The sequence below is a fragment of the Streptococcus panodentis genome, from assembly GCF_017884005.1.
In the GTDB taxonomy this organism is placed as follows: domain Bacteria; phylum Bacillota; class Bacilli; order Lactobacillales; family Streptococcaceae; genus Streptococcus; species Streptococcus panodentis.
On record NZ_QFAY01000003.1, the window covers coordinates 38,391 to 55,253 of the forward strand.

Here is a 16,863-nt window from a genome sequence, read left to right on the forward strand (position 1 = left end):
AAAGGAAAAAAATAACATGATTCTAGCAAATTTTCAAGAAAACCTAGCAAAATACGCCAAGATTTTGGTGACCAACGGCATCAATGTTCAGCCGGGCCAAACCGTCCTCCTAAATATTGATGTTGAGCAGGCTGCCTTGGCCCGCTTGATTGTCAAAGAAGCCTATGCCGCAGATGCACAAGAAGTGATCGTCCAGTGGACAGATGAGCCAGTCCAGCAGCAACAGCTCCTGCACACTTGGCCGGAGCGCTTGGAAAGTGTGCCAGACTATAAGCTGGCTGAAATGGACTACTTCTTGGACCAAAAGGTCAGCTATCTCCATATCCTGTCCTCCAATCCTGACGCTCTCATGAATATCCCAGCAAATCGGCTGGCAAAATTTGTCCAGACTACTGCCAAGATCTCCCAGCCCCTCATGGCCGCCGCCCAGTCTAAGAAAATCTGCTGGACTATGGCCGCTGCAGCCGGCCAAGCCTGGGCTGAGAAAGTATTTCCCCAAGCCAAGGACGAGGAAGAAGCGACGGACCTGCTCTGGGATCAGATTTTTAAGGCCAGCAAGGTCTATGAGGAGGACCCGACCGCTGCCTGGCTGGCCCATAGGGAAACATTGACAAAGAAGGCCCAAGTCCTCAACCAAGCCCAGTTTGCTGCCCTGCATTATCAGGCGCCGGGAACGGACCTGACCCTCAGCATGCCTCAGAATCACCGCTGGGATTTTGTCGGAGGGGCTATGGAAAACGGGGATTATTGCATCGCCAATATGCCGACTGAGGAGATTTATTCGGCACCTGACTTTCGCAGCGCAGACGGCTATGTGACCAGCACCAAGCCCCTCAGCTACATGGGGCAGATGATTGAAGGCATGAAGCTGACCTTTAAAGACGGCCAGATCATCGAGATTCATGCAGACAAGGGTCTGCAGCTGCTCAAGGAGGTGATTGCGCAAGATGACGGGGCCCAGTATCTGGGGGAAGTCGCCCTCGTCCCAGATAAAACTCCCATCTCCCAGTCCGGCCTGACCTTCTTCAATACTCTTTTTGACGAAAATGCCTCCTGCCATCTGGCCATCGGGGCAGCCTATCCTATCAGCGTTGTCGGCGGTGAGCACTTGTCTGCAGAAGAGCAAAAAGCGGCCGGCCTCAACCAATCCGCTGTCCACCTAGACTTTATGATTGGCTCCGACCAGCTGGACATTGACGGCATTCAGGCAGACGGCAGACGTGTGCCCATCTTTCGCAAGGGCGATTGGGCTATTTAAACAATACAAAAAACTAGGTGAGGCCTAGTTTTTTAAAGTTTTATTTTAGCAAGCAGTGGCCATTCAGCCGAAAATCCCGAAAAACAGGTCCTAAATTGTCCATCTGCTCACCACTTAAACTCTTTCAGCTGCTTTTCCAGCTCCTGCAAATAAGCCTCATCAAAGCCATGACGGTCCTTGACAGACGCATCCAGACTGGCCAGATAGAGCAGGAAATGATCGGCCAGCATCTCATATTGAGGAAAGGGCAGGCGCTTCATCTGAGCCTGAACGAAATCAGCAGCCTCCTCAAAGCGCTCGCTTTCCAGCAGTTCTTGAAAAAAGTCAGCTCCATCCAGCTGCCGGCTTTCCTCGTCTTCAAACTGCCCCAGATCCAAGTGACGAATCTTCAGACGCAATGCCGAATCAAACATATTGGCCGCCCTCTTGATCTGCCGCATAAACCAATCATTTTCTGTCGTCATAAGCAGCTCCTTTCAAAAGCAAGCGGACTGACTGTCCATAAAAACCCTACACCCTCTCCGCCAATTCTTCCCACTCCTGCATGGCGGTTTCCTGGGCGGCGGTCAGGTCGTCCAGTTCAGCCTGTAGTTTGATTAGCTCACTGGCTTCATTCGTGGCCTGCATGCTTTGAGTCAGCTGGGCTATCTGCTGGTCCAGGTCTTCGATCTGGGCTTCCAGCTGCTCGATACGGCGGGCGATTTTGCGAGCCTCTTTCTGGTTTTCCTTTTGCTGCTGGTAGTCGCTGGCCGGGGCTGGAGCTGCTGCTTGGGCCGGCTGATGTTGCTCAGCCTCAGCCGCTGCCAAGGCTTCCTGCTCGGCCTTTTTCTCCAGATAGTAGTCATAGTCACCCAGATAGAGGGTGGAGCCGGTCTCGGACAGCTCGATGATCTGAGTAGCCACCCGGTTGATAAAGTAACGGTCGTGGCTGACAAAGAGCAGGGTGCCGTCAAAGTCAATCAGGGCATTCTCCAAGACCTCCTTGCTGTCAATGTCCAAATGGTTGGTCGGCTCATCCAGAATGAGAAAGTTGTTGTTTTCCATAGACAGCTTGGCCAGGAGCAGACGCGCCCGCTCTCCACCCGACAGCATGCCGACGGACTTTTTGACATCGTCACCCGAGAAGAGAAAGGCGCCCAGCCGATTGCGAATCTCCACTTCCGGTGTCAGCTTGAAGTCGTTCCAGAGCTCGTCCAGGACCGTATTGTTCGGGGTCAGCTTGCTCTGGGTCTGGTCATAGTAGCCCAGCTCCACATTGGCTCCCAGCTGCTCCCTGCCTCTGATAAAGGGCACTTGGCCAATCAGAGACTTGACCAGAGTCGTTTTGCCAATGCCGTTGGGGCCGACGATGGCCGTTGCACTGAGCTTGCGAAGATCCAGATTGACCGGTTCAGACAGGACCTGTCCCTCATAGCCAATGGCAGCATCTTCCAAGGTCAGAACGACATTGCCGGAGACCTTGGCCGACTGGAAGGTCATATTGGCCGAGCGGCCCCCGGTTTCCGGCTTGTCCAAGCGCTCCATCTTTTCCAGCTGCTTACGGCGGGATTGGGCCCGCTTGGTCGTCGAAGCCCGGACCAGATTGCGGCTGACAAAGTCTTCCAGCGCTGCGATTTCCTTCTGCTGCTTTTCATAGTTCTTGGCCTCAGTCGCCAGCTTCTGCTCTTTTTGGACCACAAAGCTGGAGTAATTGCCCACATAGCGGTCCAGCGCATGCCGGGTCAGGTCCAGCGTAACGGTCGCCACCTTGTCCAGAAAGTAGCGGTCATGGCTGACGATGATCAGGGCGCCCCGGTAGTTGACCAGGTAATTTTCCAGCCAGGCGATGGTTTCGATGTCTAGGTGGTTGGTCGGCTCATCCAGCACCAGCAGCTCGGGCTTTTCCAAGAGCATCTTGGCCAGAGCCAGCCGGGTATTCTGCCCGCCCGACAGCTCGGATATTTTCATCCCCCACATGGTTTCGTCAAATTTGAAGCCATTGAGAATGGCCTTTATGTCCGCCTCATAGCTGAAGCCGCCCTTCTGGCGAAAATCCTCGGACAGCTGGTCATACTGGCTCATCAGACTGTCCAGCTGGTCACCAGCCAACTCCCCCATCTGCAGCTCCATCTGCCGCAGCCGCTGCTCCTGCTGGCGCAGTTCCTCAAAGACCAGCAGCATCTCAGCATATATGGTATTTTCCGACTCAAAACGGCTGTCCTGAGCCAGATAGGACAGGGACAGGTCCCGTTTTTTATGAATCTGGCCGGAGCTGGGCTCTTCCTCGCCCACCAGCATCTTCAAAAGAGTGGACTTGCCGGCGCCGTTCTTTCCCACCAGAGCAATCCGGTCGCCCTCGTCCACCTGCAGGCTGATATTGTCAAAGAGCAGCTCCCCTGCAAAAGAGCGCTCAATCTTGCTTGCTTGTAAAATAATCATAAAACCATTATAGCAGATTTGACGGCCGGCTGCTATGCCTCCAGCTAAAAAGGCAGCCAAATCTGACTGCCTTTCTATCTTTCTTTACATAAAACTATTGAGAATAGACTGATTTTGCTTAATGAGGTAAATTCCCAGCAAGATCAAAATCAGCAAAAGGACAAACTTAATGACGCCCTTGACCAGCCGAATCACAATCAGGATAATCATGGAACCGACCAGCCACATAAAGGCTGAGTTATGGAAAAATCCCTGAACGGCTCGGATATTCTGTCCGAAAAAAGTCTGAATGGGAGCAGGCACATGATTTTCCCAGGCCGCTGTCACTCCCAGCTGATTGGCAATATCGTTGCCGCTTTTCCAGAGCCAAGCAAAGATACCTGAATTAAAGACAAATAGGAAAACCTGCTCAGGAAAGCGTCTGATGAAATAAAAAATAGCTTTTAACATAGGCTTACGTTTGATACAAGTCTTTTACAGCTTGGATATCTGCAGGCTGAATACTGTAGAATGAGCCAGCCGACTGCATCACTGAATCCTCCTCATTATGATCTAATCCAATCGCATGGCCCAGCTCATGCTCGGCCGTATTGACAATCCGCTCATAGGAATAACCATAGCGATTATTCAGAAGGTAATAGCCATTGAGCCGGACGGTCACATTGGTAAAACGATTGGTCAGCAGATTGGTCTGTGATTCCGCTTCACCAGCAGCACTGACACTGCCGTCATTCATTTCGGTAGCAATAATATCCGCCTTGTCCTTATCGGTGACAATGTGAAAAGTAAAGGCGCCTGTCTGATTCCAAGAGCCAATGGCATCCTGATAGGCAGAACGGAAGGTCTCATTATCCGTATCAATATAAATGGCAGCCTCAGCCTGATCCCAGCGAGCCCCTGTTGTTGTATGCTCGTCTGTCAGCTGATCCGTCTGCGTCTCAACATTGGTATGAAGTCCTGTTGCAATGCCCTGATGGTCCAAAAACTGGCCCACTCGGACAACGGCTGTCTGAACAGCCTGAGATAGACCGGCACTTCCGCTTTCCGTCGACGTCGTGAAATAAAAGATGCCGACAATGATGAGGAAACTGAGGGCAAAAGACCAGACCAGTCCCCAAAGCACGCGCCAAACCAGACGCAGCAGAAAACGAATGCTGTTAAAAATAAGTCTCATAGCAACCTCCTTTACTAGATTGTAGAGAAGACTGATTATACCGCTGCTTGCTTAAAGAAAACTGAAAAATCAGCCTTCTTTTTATTTATTACTATAAAAGAAAATGACTACAGATCTGCAACCATTTCTTTTCATTCTAATGAATAATCTTTGCAAAGCCATTTTTGACTATAAAATCAGGAACCTCTATCCAGACTGGCCCTGCCACTGCTGTAGTCCAGACGAATCCCCTTTTGCACATTGGGAATAAAGACATTGAATTCCAGACTGCCGTCGCTGGATTTGGCCTCTAAATGTGACCCAACCGGTACTAAATCGGTTTCCCTAGCATAAATCAAGGTCACCCGGTAGCGGACCCGCTTGTTCTTGTCCAGAGCCTTACGGATTTTTGTCTCAAAGTAATTCTGACCAGTCGAGTCAGCTTCGTTGGCCTGGTTGGACCAAGCCGTCTGCACAGCGATATTGGCCGGATTGCTGGTCGAGGCATCGAACCCTTTCAGACCGCCGGCCAGCGAATAGGCCAATAGATGGCCGCGGTCTACGGCATGATTGTACTCACCGGGAAGATTTTTAAGCTGGTGCCAGCCGGCCGGGACCCAGGAAGTGCTGCCATTCCCCGTCTCTTCCCGCTTCTTATACTGCCGTGTGGACTTGGCCAGCAGGGCATTGGCTGCTGTCGGCACAGTTTGTCCCTGGACAATCTTGGTCTGATTGTCCGCATAGGGCACACTGGCCACGCTGGCATCTAAGTTTGTCTGATTGCCATTCACGACAAAGGCGCCGGCGCCGTTCCATTCGACGCTGCCTTTGAGCTGGGCTCGGACAGCATCTGTCAAAACGCTCTCAGACAGGGCCTGACTGGGAGTGCTTTCATCCTGCCCCTGCTGACGGACCGCCGTCTGTGAGGATGGTGAAGGCTGTTTTTCATTGCCCAAGTAATAGCCGCCCAGAGCCAGGGCTAAAGCAAGCAGTAAACCAACCAGTCCCTGAAGGGAGCGGGCTGCTGTTTTTTGGCTTTTCTTTCTTCTTGTCATGATTTCCTTATGATACTCAAACTGTGTCGAAATGCGATGGGACGGACTCCCACTCTCTCCTTAGGCCGGCGAAGCAGTCAGCTATCCAGCTGCAAAAGCTCACTCTCCGGTAAACTTCCTGAGTATCTCCTGCCAGGTATCGGCTGACAGGATGGAGCCCTTGCCGCTGCCAATCACCCCGTAGCCAATCATCAGGCCGACTGCAAAGATGACAGCTGCCAGCAGCAGGACCAGCAGGACAATGCCTATCTGCCTGCCCAAGTATTTTACATTCTCACTCATCGTCCTCTTCCTTTACGCGTTTTACCTTGGCTCCCAAGGCGGCCAATTTTTCATGGAATTGATAATAACCGCGGTCCAAATGAACCAGCTTGCTGACCTTGGTTTCTCCCTCAGCCACCAATCCCATGAGAATCAGGGTTGCGCTGGCCCGCAGGTCTGTCGACATGACTTCGGCTCCCTGCAGGCTGCCGCCGCCCCAAATCCGGGCCGTGTCCCGCATAATATCGGAATGCAGGCCCATACGGCGCATTTCTTCCAAATGCTGGAAACGGTTTTCAAAGACAGTCTCAACCATGGTAGATTCACCCTTGGCCATGGCCATCAGCGCTGTAAACTGCGCCTGCATATCGGTCGGAAAGCCTGGATAAGGGAGGGTTTTGACCGAAACCGGTCTGAGCTTAGACACGTCAGAGCGAATCCGGATGCCGGCATCTTCCTCCCTTACTTCCACCCCCATCTCCTGCATCTTGGACAGCAGCGGGCGGTTGTGCTCCCAGATGGCATCCTCGATCAGCAAGTCGCCGCCGGTCATGGCAGCTGCCACCATAAAGGTCCCGGCTTCGATACGGTCCTGCACCACATTGTGCTCCGTTCCCCGCAGCTTCTCCACTCCAAGGATGGTCAAGGTTTCCGTCCCGGCTCCTCTGACCTTGGCTCCCATTTTGTTCAGGAGCAGAGCCAGATCGACGATTTCAGGCTCCCGGGCAGCATTTTCAATGACCGTTGTGCCAGCAGCCAAGGTGGCTGCCATCATGATATTCTGGGTTGCACCGACGCTGGGGAAGTCCATGTAAATATGTGCCCCTTTGAGCCGCTCTGCCTTAGCTTCGATATAGCCGGCAGTCTGGGTAATCTCAGCTCCCATGGCCTCCAAACCTTTCAAATGCAGGTCAATCGGCCGGCTGCCAATCGTGCAGCCTCCCGGCATGGATACTTTAGCATGACCGTTGCGGGCCAAAACAGGTCCCAGAACCACGATAGAAGCCCGCATTTTGCTGACATATTTATAGGGGGCTTCTTCGGTCAGAGGCTGCGTGGCATCGACCACTACTGTATTGGCTGCTTGGTCAAAGTCCACCTGCGTATTGAGTCCACGCACCACATTGTTCATGGTAAAGACATCCGACAGGACCGGAACATTGCTTAAAACGGTCTTTCCTTCACTGGCCAAGACAGTGGCTGCCAGCAAGGGGAGGACGGCATTCTTTGCCCCCTCAATCTGAACTGTTCCGACCAGACGATTGTCCCCGCCTTGAATAATAATTTTTTCCATACCGATTCCTTACACTAAATTTTTAAAATCATCCATACTATCATACCATAAAATCGAAAATATGGCCTTATAAACCGCCATTGAAAATCGAACGGCTCATATCATAAATGCCGATAAAGAAGTGACTGACCAGATAACCCAGGGCAATGCTGAGCAGCAGGATCAGAAAGCGAATTTTGATGGCATTATCCGCATTGACCTTTAGAAATCGTTCCCAGTCAACCACGGTTGACAGCAGATGAAAAGCAAAAAAGATGAAGAGCAGATGACTGCCTAATTGAAATATAATTTCTATCATAGTTTTTATTATACCACAAGACCGAAGCTGAGGTCTCTCAGAAAAATCGTCCGCTTCATCAAAAAATGAGAACGGATGTCCCGCTCTCATTTTGATTATATTCTTGTCCCGACATTGATGCGGTTGATGGCCCGCTGCAAGGCAATCTTGGCCCGGCGTTCCTGATCGATCAGATGCTTGTCATGTGCTTCTTCGATTTCACGCTCAGCACGGAGTTTGGCCCTTTCCGCACGGCTGATGTCAATATCCCGCTCGCGCTCAGCCGAATCGGCCACGATGGTAATGACATTATCGGCGATTTCAATGATGCCGCCGTTGACAGCAATCCAGTCGATGTGCTTGTCGTCATCTACCCGGCGTACCTTGACCTGATCCACTTCTAAAACAGCAATGGTATTGATGTGGCGGGGCAGAATCCCCAGCTCACCGTCAATGGTCTTTACGGAAACAAATGCAGCATGGTGGTCATAAATCAGACCGTCCGGCGTCACGATTTGTACTGTCATTTGAGCCATGATTCACCTCTTAAAATCCCATTTTCTCTGCCTTGGCAATCACGTCTTCGATAGAGCCGACGCCGCGGAAGGCATCTTCTGGAAGCTTGTCATGCTTGCCGTCCAGAATCTCCTTGAAACCGCGAACGGTCTCAGCCACCGGCACATAAGACCCGGGCTGGCCGGTGAACTGCTCGGCCACGTGGAAATTCTGTGACAGGAAGAACTGAATCCGGCGCGCACGCGCAACCAGAGTCTTTTCCTCATCAGACAGTTCATCCATACCAAGGATGGCAATGATGTCCTGCAGCTCATGATAGCGCTGCAGCACTCGTTTGACTTCTGCTGCTACAGCATAGTGCTCTTCACCAACGATGTTGGGAGACAGGGCACGGGAGCTGGAAGCCAGCGGATCAACAGCTGGATAAATTCCCAGCTGCACCAGTTTCCGCTCCAAATTGGTCGTGGAGTCCAGATGGGCAAAAGCCGTAGCCGGAGCCGGATCCGTATAGTCATCAGCCGGTACATAAATAGCCTGAATGGAGGTTACAGAGCCCTTCTTGGTCGATGTGATCCGCTCCTGCAGCTGGCCCATTTCCGTTGCCAGCGTCGGCTGGTAGCCAACAGCTGACGGCATGCGGCCTAAGAGGGCTGAAACCTCAGAACCTGCCTGAGTAAAGCGGAAGATATTGTCAATAAAGAGCAGCACATCCTGACCTTCCACATCGCGGAAATATTCGGCAATGGTCAGACCGGTCAGGGCAACCCGCATCCGAGCACCCGGCGGCTCATTCATCTGGCCAAAGACCATGGCTGTCTTTTCGATAACGCCGGATTCTTTCATTTCCCAGTAGAGGTCGTTCCCCTCGCGGGTCCGCTCGCCGACACCGGTAAAGACGGAGATGCCGCCGTGTTCCTGAGCAATATTGTGAATCAGCTCCTGAATCAGCACGGTTTTTCCAACTCCGGCACCGCCAAAGAGACCGACCTTCCCGCCTTTCAGATAGGGAGCCAGCAGGTCAATGACCTTGATGCCGGTTTCCAGAATTTCTGATGACGTAGACAATTCATCAAAAGTCGGTGCTTTTTTGTGAATTGGCTCCCGCAGAGCATCTTCTGCAAAAGGAGCCTCCAAATCAATGGTGTCGCCCAAGACATTAAAGACACGGCCCAGCGTTTTCTGGCCGACCGGCACAGAAATCGGCCGTCCTGTGTCCAGGACCTCTAAGCCCCGTGTCAGGCCGTCGGTAGATTCCATAGCGATGGTCCGCACTACTCCGTCACCAAGCTCAAGAGCTACTTCAAGGACGATTTTCGATTTTTTCTCATCATTTTTATAGACTACAAGTGCATTATTTATCTCAGGTAGCTTATCTCCGGCCGCAAACGCCACGTCTACAACCGGTCCAATGACCTGAGCAATTTTGCCTGAGCTCATGTTTTTTCCCTCGTTTAATTTCTAATTGATTTGCGGCCTATTCCAGGGCACTTGCACCCCCCACAATTTCAGTAATTTCCTGGGTAATCGCTGCCTGTCTGGCACGATTGTACTGAATGGTCAAATCACTGATGACCTTCTTGGCATTGTCCGTCGCGGTCTGCATGGCCGTCATGCCGGCCGCGTTTTCAGCTGTCTTGGCATCGATAATCGCTCCGTAAATCATGCTCTCAGCAAACTGAGGCAGGAGCTGATCCAAGATGGCTTCCCGGCTGGATTCCAATTCCAGATTTAAGATATAATCCTCATCTGCTTCATTGGGATCCAGATCAATGATGGGCAGCATCTGCTCGACCCGCATCTGGCTGGTCAGGCTGTTGACATGGTGGTTGTAGCAGACATAGAGCTCATCAAAGAGCTCATTCTCATACATTTCAATAGCCTTGTTGATGATTTTGCGGACTTCATCGAAACTCGGCTGGTCGGCCAAGCCCCGCAGTTCATAGACTGGCTGAACGCCGCGGGCCCGGAAAAAATCCGCCCCGACACCGCCGATACAGATGACCTCAAAGTCCTTGCCGTCCGGGTGATACTCTGCTTTCAGCTCCAAAAGAGCTTTGAGAATGGTGGCATTATAGCCGCCGACCAGACCGCGGTCTGAGGTGATGACGATATAGCCTGATTTTTTGACCGGCCGGCTGATCAGCATCGGGTGATGCTTGACATTCTCATTTTCATGCCCATGCAGCAGATCCGTCAGAAGCTTCCGAACTTTTTGGGCATAGATTTGAAAGTTCTTGGCTGCTTCTTCAGATTTTCCCAGCTTAGCCGCTGATACCATCTGCATGGCATTGGTGATTTGACTGGTGTTTTTTGTGGATGCAATCTTATTTTTAATATCATTTAATGAAACTGCCATCTGCCACCTCTATTCTTATTTAAAGCTAGACTGATTGATAAATTCAGTAATAGCGGCATCCAGGACTTCCTCGCTGGGGAGGTCCTTGGTGGTGCGAATGGTTTCATAAATCCCTGCTTGGTGGGCATCAAAGTAATCAAAGAGCTCCGCTTCAAAGCGCAGGATATTGTCGACCGGCACGCTGTCCAAAAAACCATGAGTCAAAGCATAGAGGATGACCACTTGTTTTTCAACCGGCAGCGGCTCATGGATGGGCTGTTTCAGCACTTCCACTGTCCGGCGGCCGCGGTTGAGCTTGGCCTGGGTCGCAGCATCCAAATCACTGCCAAACTTGGTAAAGGCTTCCAGCTCCCGATAGGATGCCAAATCAATCCGCAGGGTTCCTGCGACCTTCTTCATGGCCTTGATCTGTGCAGAACCGCCGACCCGCGATACAGAAGAGCCGGCATCAATAGCCGGACGGATACCGGCATTGAAGAGGCTGTCGCTCAAAAAGATCTGGCCGTCTGTAATGGAAATGACATTGGTCGCGATATAAGCTGAAATGTCACCGGCCTGTGTCTCGATAAAGGGCAGAGCCGTGATAGAACCGCCGCCCAGTTCATCGGATACCTTAGCCGAGCGCTCCAAGAGACGGCTGTGCAGGTAGAATACATCCCCCGGAAAGGCTTCCCGTCCCGGCGGCCGGCGCAGCAAGAGCGACAGCTCGCGGTAGGCAACAGCCTGCTTGGACAGATCATCATAGACAATGAGGACATGCTTGCCCTGATACATGAATTCCTCAGCCATGGCTACTCCGGCATAAGGTGCCAAGTAGAGCAGGGGCGAAGGCTGGGAAGCAGAGGCTGTCACCACAATGGTGTAATCCAGCGCACCGTACTGACGGAGAGTCTCTACCTGCGTCCGCACCGTTGACTCTTTCTGTCCGATGGCCACATAGATACAAATCATATCCTGCCCCTTCTGGTTCAGGATGGTATCAATGGCAATGGTCGTCTTCCCTGTCTGACGGTCTCCGATAATCAGCTCCCGCTGACCGCGGCCGATTGGCACCAGGGCGTCAATGGCCTTCAGACCGGTCTGCAAAGGCTCCGATACAGACTTCCGCTGCATGACACCCGGAGCCGGTGTTTCTACCGGACGGGTCTTGTCCGTCGCAATCTCTCCCAGACCGTCAACCGGACGGCCCAGCGGATCCACAACGCGGCCAATCAGAGCATCTCCGACCGGAACTTCCATAATCTTGCCTGTGCGGCGGATGCTGTCCCCTTCACGAATATCTGTAAAATCACCCAGAATGATGATCCCGACATCTGTTGACTCCAGATTCTGCGCCATCCCGTAGGAGCCGTTCTCAAAAATCAAGAGCTCCCCGCTCATGGCATTGTCCAGACCGTGGGCACGCGCAATCCCATCACCAATATAAGTGACGATCCCTGTTTCTGTGACGTCAAAATTTGGCTGGAAATTTTCAATTTGTTGCTTAATTAAAGCGCTGATTTCTTGTGCGTTAATCGCCAAAATTCACACCACTTTCTATTTCAAATTTTCTTTTATGACTTGTAGTTGACTTCTGATGCTGGCATCAATCATCTTGTTGTCCGCAGAGATGACAAAGCCGCCAATCAGGCTGCTGTCCAGCTCCTGCCGAATCGAGCGGACCTTGAGGCCCATTTTCTGCTCAATCATCGGGCGGAGCTTTGCCTTCTGGCTGTCCGTCAGGGGCTGAACAGACTTGACCGTTACTTCAAAGACATGGCTGATTTTCTCAATCCGCTGCTGCACTTCCAGCAGGATAGCATAGAAGAGGCCTTCCCGATGATTGAGAATGACCACCTCGATCAGATTGTCAATCAGCTCGGAGCCAGACTTCTGAAAAAGCCGCAGGCTCTTTTCTTTCTCGCTGCTGTCAACTCCGATATGTGCTAAAAAGTCAGCAAGGCCTGTCTCTTCGAAAACAGCCTTTATCTGACTCAATTTCTCAAAAACATCTTCTTGCTGACCCTTTTCAAAGACGACCTGAACAAAAGGCAAGGCATATTTTTCAACCAGTGCATACTGCTTTTTGTCCATTAGGCATCTCCTAACTGTTCGATATAGCGGTCAATCAGTTCGCTCTGAGCTTCTTTGTCCAATTCCTGGCTCAAAATCTTGCCGGCCAGACTGACGGTTAAGTCAGCCACATCGCCCTTAATGCTCTGAAGAGCGTCAGCCTTGCTCTGTGCAATCTCCTGATTGGCCTTTTCTTTCAGGCGTCCCGCTTCTGCTGCTGCATCTGCCAAAATCCCGGCCTTGTTTTTCTCAGCTGTTTCTTTGGCTGTTTCGATGATGGAAGCGGCTTCCGCCCGGCTGCCTGCCAGCGCTTCTTCCCTTTCCTGAGCCAGCTTCTCCGCCTTCTTGCGGGCAGTTTCCGCACCGTCAATATCATCGGCAATCTTCTGGGCCCTCTGGTCCAGCATACTGGTGATATTGCCCCAGGCAAACTTCTTGATGAGAACAATCAAAAGAAGAAAGGAACCGGCAACAAGGATGAAATTTCCAAGCACTTCACCTAATGTAATATTCATTCTATTTTCTTCCCTTTCTATTCTTCGCCGTTAATCTTCTTTCCCAGATACATGGAGGTCAGCATGGTAAATACATAGGCCTGAATGCATGAAATAAAGATTGAGAAGGCAGTCCATACCATATTCATGACAAAAGCCAGCGGATAAGTAAAGATAGCTTGCTGGGACAGAGTGACCAGCATGCCAGCCAGCACTTCCCCGGCAAAGATATTTCCGTAGAGCCGCAGAGCCAAAGAGGCCAAATTGGTAAATTCTTCCAGAATATTCATGGGAGTCATGATGCCCGGAGTGATAAAGCCTTTCAGATAGCCCTTAATGCCGCGGCGTCGGATCCCTTCCACATGGCAAATCAGCGTAATCATCACTGCAAAGCCCAAGTCATAGGCCAGATTGGCAGTCGGCGATGTCCACAGATTGAAGCCATTGGTCGTCTGTAATTTGACCATCAGGCCCAGATTATTAGCCACCAGCACAAACAGAAATAAGGAGAATAAAAAGAGTGAATAATTCTTCATATAATGCTGGCCGATATTGCCCTTGGTGAAATCAATGACAAAATCATAGAGATACTCAAGCGCATTCTGCTTTCCTGTCGGTTTGAGCTTCATTTTGCGGCTGGCCCAGTAAACCAGGGCAAAAACAAGCAGCACCGTCAGCAAAGACATGGCAAGCAGGGTCAAATCAAAGGTTACAGGACCTAGATGAATCGTTGGATTTTTACTCTCTTCCAAATAAACGACACCTCCTTTTATTTCTGAAGCCAGGTACAGTCCGTCTTCGCATCTGCTGAAGATGCTGGTGCGTACCTCGCTTCACACATCAGTATCTGATTATTTGATAAAGAAGGCCATTGCCAGCGTTACAAAGAAAGTACCTTCAATAAAGGCAATCCCCAAGATTAAAAGACTTCTCAGCTGACCGATGATTTCCGGCTGGCGGGAAGCAGCTTTGAACAAATTACTCATCAGCAGACCTTCAGCAATGGAAACACCAAAGCAGGCAAAACAAAGTCCCAAAAATGATAAATTCATGATGAATTCTCCTTTATGTTTTAAAATTTACTTACTTAGTTTAGTCCTAAAAAGACCATTTGTCAAATGTTTTTAGACAATGTAAGCGATTTTATTTCGACTTTTCCTTCAGGAAAAAAAGAGATGCCGCTGACCTTTCCTGACTAAAAACAAAAAAGTATAAACAGAGCAGCAAAAGCAGGAGGACCAGCTCAGCCCAGTCCTCCTCTTAGTCCTTCTACTTTTCCAGATTCCAAATTTCCTTGGCATACTGCTCAATGGTATCATCAGATGTAAACTTATCGGATGTTGCGATATTGACCAGACTCATGCGGGCCCACTTTTCTTTGTCGCGGTAAAGACGGTCAATCTTTTCCTGTGCTTGGACATAAGCTTCAAAGTCCTCCAGCAGGAAGTACTCATCATTGTGGGTAATCAGGGCTTCATAGATTTCAGAGCCTTCCTCCCGGACATTTGGAATGGTGCCGTTGACAAAGGTATCCACCACCCGGCGGATAAGCGGATTGCTTTCATACAGACCGCGTGAATAGTAATCGTGGCGCGCATAGTGCTCATAGACTGCATCCTTATCCATACCAAAGATAACGATATTGTCATCGCCGACTTCGTCCTTGATTTCGATATTGGCACCATCCAGCGTCGCCAGAGTAATAGCACCGGTCATCATGAACTTCATATTGGAAGTGCCGGAAGCCTCCTTAGAAGCCAGAGAAATCTGCTCAGACACATCGGCCGCTGGGATAATGAGCTCAGCCAGACTGACCCGGTAATTTTCCAGAAAGACCACCTTAAGCTTGCCTTGGAGACTCTCGTCCTGATTGACCAGATTGGCCACTTCATTGATAAGCTTGATGACCGATTTGGCAAAATGATAGCCCGGTGCAGCCTTGGCACCGAAGATAAAGACGCGGGGAACCATATCCTTGTCCGGATTGTCCTTCAAATCCCAGTAAAGCTTGATGATGTGAAGGAGATTGAGGAGCTGCCGCTTATAGGCATGAAGGCGCTTGACCTGCACATCAAAGATCGCTTCTGTGGAGACTTCCACTCCTGTCGACTCCTTGATAAAGTCAGCCAGACGGGCCTTGGCCTCCTGCTTAACCCGATAGAAATCAGCCAAGACCTGCTTGTCATCCTTGTAGTCCAAGAGACGGCGCAGTTGGTGAATGTCACTTCGCCAGTCCTTGCCGATGAGCTGATCGATGGCATCCGACAGCGGCTCGTCTGCAATCTGCAGCCAGCGGCGCTGGATAATGCCGTTGGTCTTGTTGTTGAACTTTTCAGGATAGATTTGATAGAAATCACGCAGGGTATCCTCTTTGAGCAGCTCGGTATGGAGTTTGGCCACCCCATTGACCGAATGGCCGCCGATAATGGCCAAGTGCGCCATGTGGATCTGATTGTCCTTGACAATCCGCGTATTTTCGATGACTTCCGGCTCAATGCCGCGCTGGGCCATTTCTGCCACATAGCGGTTGTCAATCTCAAGGATAATCTGGTAAACCCGCGGCAGGACATTCTTGAAGAGCTCCGCATCCCATTTTTCCAAGGCTTCGGAGAGAATGGTGTGGTTGGTGTAGCTCATGGTTTTGACGGTCGCCTCCCAGGCATCGGCCCATTCCAGACCGTAAACATCCAAGAGCAGGCGCATAAATTCAGCCGGAGCAACGGCCGGGTGGGTGTCATTGATATGGACAGAAACCTTGTCATGAATCTTTTCCAGCGGCAGCCCCTGCTTGAGATAGGACTGGATGATGGTCTGCAGGCCGGCACTGGTCATGAAGTATTCCTGAATCAGGCGCAGTTCTTTTCCTTCATAGCTGGAATCATCCGGATAAAGGATGGCTGTAATATCCTGTACCCGGCGGCGGGCTTCAATGGTTGGATAGTCCAGTTCGTACTCCTCAGGGATTTCAACATCCCAGAGGCGGAGATTGTTGACATTGTCGTTGCCAAAGCCGATTTGCGGCACATCATAAGGCACCGCACGCAGGGTCCGGGAATTTTCATAAACCGGCACGATCCGTCCTTCCTCATTGGCCCGCAGATAGACATTTCCGAAGAGCTTCACATCGACAATATCATGGTCCTTGCGGGTTTCCCAGACATTGCCCAGACTGCCAAACCAGTCATCCGGAATCTCAACCTGATAGCCGTCTACAATCCTTTGTTTGAACAGACCGTAGCGGTAGCGAATGCCATTCCCAAAACCGGGATAGCCGGTCGTTGCCAGCGAATCCATAAAGGCTGCGGCCAGACGGCCCAGACCGCCATTTCCCAGAGCCATATCATGCTCGGCATTTTTGACATCGGCAAAATCAACTCCCAGCTCCGCAAAGCCTTCTTTCACTGTATCCAGAATGCCCAGATTGAGCAGGTTGGTTTCCAGCATGCGGCCGGGCAGAAATTCGATTGAAAAGTAATAAGCCGTTTTCTGCTGGTGCTCAACCAATTTATTGCGGCGGTCCAGCCAGAGGGGGGTAATATACTTGCGCACGGTGCTGGCCAAGGCCTGAAACAGCTCAGCAGAAGTCGCATCTGCCACTTTGATTAACTGTCGTTCGTGCAGTGTATCTTTAAAATCACGGATAAATTGTTCTTTTGTAAGTTCCATTGTGAATGGACATCTCCCTTTCTAAAATGAGGGAATCAGTTCTGCCGCCGGCAAAAAACAGTA

At 50.9% G+C, this 16,863-nt stretch carries 18 protein-coding genes; 1 reads left to right on the top strand and 17 read right to left on the bottom strand.

What is annotated here, in order from left to right; translation table 11 throughout:
- Positions 1–16 precede the first annotated feature (16 nt).
- Positions 17–1,258: an aminopeptidase gene (locus tag DHL47_RS01950; protein ID WP_209550723.1), complete on the top strand. Its 1,242-nt coding sequence runs from the start codon at positions 17–19 to the stop codon at positions 1,256–1,258.
- A 107-nt stretch (positions 1,259–1,365) separates the two neighbouring features.
- On the opposite strand, the gene DHL47_RS01955 is transcribed toward DHL47_RS01950, so the two are convergent.
- The 17 genes from DHL47_RS01955 to DHL47_RS02035 form a co-directional block, all read right to left on the bottom strand.
- Positions 1,366–1,722 carry a hypothetical protein gene (locus tag DHL47_RS01955; RefSeq protein ID WP_209550724.1) on the bottom strand — a complete coding sequence of 119 codons (357 nt, stop codon included), beginning with the start codon at positions 1,720–1,722 and terminating at the stop codon, positions 1,366–1,368.
- 46 nt (positions 1,723–1,768) lie between these two features.
- The gene (locus tag DHL47_RS01960; protein ID WP_209550778.1) at positions 1,769–3,676 is read right to left on the bottom strand and encodes an ABC-F family ATP-binding cassette domain-containing protein; all 1,908 of its coding nucleotides are present in this window, start codon (positions 3,674–3,676) and stop codon (positions 1,769–1,771) included.
- 84 nt (positions 3,677–3,760) lie between these two features.
- A complete protein-coding gene (locus DHL47_RS01965) occupies positions 3,761–4,126 on the bottom strand; it encodes a hypothetical protein (RefSeq protein ID WP_128836876.1) in 366 nt (121 codons plus the stop codon).
- Between the two features lie 4 nt (positions 4,127–4,130).
- Positions 4,131–4,850, bottom strand: a complete 720-nt coding sequence (locus DHL47_RS01970; RefSeq protein WP_128836877.1) for a matrixin family metalloprotease — start codon at positions 4,848–4,850, stop codon at positions 4,131–4,133.
- 176 nt (positions 4,851–5,026) lie between these two features.
- A complete protein-coding gene (locus tag DHL47_RS01975; RefSeq protein ID WP_209550725.1) occupies positions 5,027–5,884 on the bottom strand; it encodes a DNA/RNA non-specific endonuclease in 858 nt (285 codons plus the stop codon).
- Between the two features lie 99 nt (positions 5,885–5,983).
- Positions 5,984–6,166: a DNA-directed RNA polymerase subunit beta gene (locus tag DHL47_RS01980; RefSeq protein ID WP_128836879.1), complete on the bottom strand. Its 183-nt coding sequence runs from the start codon at positions 6,164–6,166 to the stop codon at positions 5,984–5,986.
- Positions 6,159–7,439 carry a UDP-N-acetylglucosamine 1-carboxyvinyltransferase gene (murA, locus tag DHL47_RS01985; protein WP_128836880.1) on the bottom strand — a complete coding sequence of 427 codons (1,281 nt, stop codon included), beginning with the start codon at positions 7,437–7,439 and terminating at the stop codon, positions 6,159–6,161. The genes DHL47_RS01980 and murA overlap by 8 nt, the downstream gene beginning before the upstream one ends.
- A 67-nt stretch (positions 7,440–7,506) precedes the next feature.
- Positions 7,507–7,737 carry a DUF1146 family protein gene (locus tag DHL47_RS01990; RefSeq protein WP_209550726.1) on the bottom strand — a complete coding sequence of 77 codons (231 nt, stop codon included), beginning with the start codon at positions 7,735–7,737 and terminating at the stop codon, positions 7,507–7,509.
- A gap of 95 nt (positions 7,738–7,832) precedes the next feature.
- The gene (locus tag DHL47_RS01995) at positions 7,833–8,252 is read right to left on the bottom strand and encodes a F0F1 ATP synthase subunit epsilon (RefSeq protein ID WP_128836882.1); all 420 of its coding nucleotides are present in this window, start codon (positions 8,250–8,252) and stop codon (positions 7,833–7,835) included.
- A gap of 10 nt (positions 8,253–8,262) precedes the next feature.
- Entirely contained in the window at positions 8,263–9,669 is a 1,407-nt protein-coding gene (gene atpD, locus DHL47_RS02000) for a F0F1 ATP synthase subunit beta (RefSeq protein ID WP_209550727.1), read from the bottom strand.
- 37 nt (positions 9,670–9,706) lie between these two features.
- The gene (locus DHL47_RS02005) at positions 9,707–10,588 is read right to left on the bottom strand and encodes a F0F1 ATP synthase subunit gamma (RefSeq protein ID WP_128836883.1); all 882 of its coding nucleotides are present in this window, start codon (positions 10,586–10,588) and stop codon (positions 9,707–9,709) included.
- A gap of 15 nt (positions 10,589–10,603) precedes the next feature.
- Positions 10,604–12,109: a F0F1 ATP synthase subunit alpha gene (atpA, locus tag DHL47_RS02010; RefSeq protein ID WP_209550728.1), complete on the bottom strand. Its 1,506-nt coding sequence runs from the start codon at positions 12,107–12,109 to the stop codon at positions 10,604–10,606.
- A gap of 15 nt (positions 12,110–12,124) precedes the next feature.
- Entirely contained in the window at positions 12,125–12,661 is a 537-nt protein-coding gene (locus DHL47_RS02015; RefSeq protein ID WP_128836884.1) for a F0F1 ATP synthase subunit delta, read from the bottom strand.
- A complete protein-coding gene (gene atpF, locus DHL47_RS02020; protein WP_128836885.1) occupies positions 12,661–13,155 on the bottom strand; it encodes a F0F1 ATP synthase subunit B in 495 nt (164 codons plus the stop codon). Before atpF ends, DHL47_RS02015 begins: the two co-directional genes overlap by 1 nt.
- Positions 13,156–13,172: 17 nt before the next feature.
- Positions 13,173–13,886 carry a F0F1 ATP synthase subunit A gene (gene atpB / locus DHL47_RS02025; protein ID WP_209550729.1) on the bottom strand — a complete coding sequence of 238 codons (714 nt, stop codon included), beginning with the start codon at positions 13,884–13,886 and terminating at the stop codon, positions 13,173–13,175.
- A gap of 99 nt (positions 13,887–13,985) precedes the next feature.
- Positions 13,986–14,186 (bottom strand): F0F1 ATP synthase subunit C, encoded by a 201-nt coding sequence (locus DHL47_RS02030; RefSeq protein WP_128836887.1) that lies wholly within the window; start codon positions 14,184–14,186, stop codon positions 13,986–13,988.
- Positions 14,187–14,403: 217 nt separating this feature from the next.
- Positions 14,404–16,800, bottom strand: a complete 2,397-nt coding sequence (locus DHL47_RS02035; RefSeq protein ID WP_128836888.1) for a glycogen/starch/alpha-glucan phosphorylase — start codon at positions 16,798–16,800, stop codon at positions 14,404–14,406.
- Between the last annotated feature and the right edge of the window lie 63 nt (positions 16,801–16,863).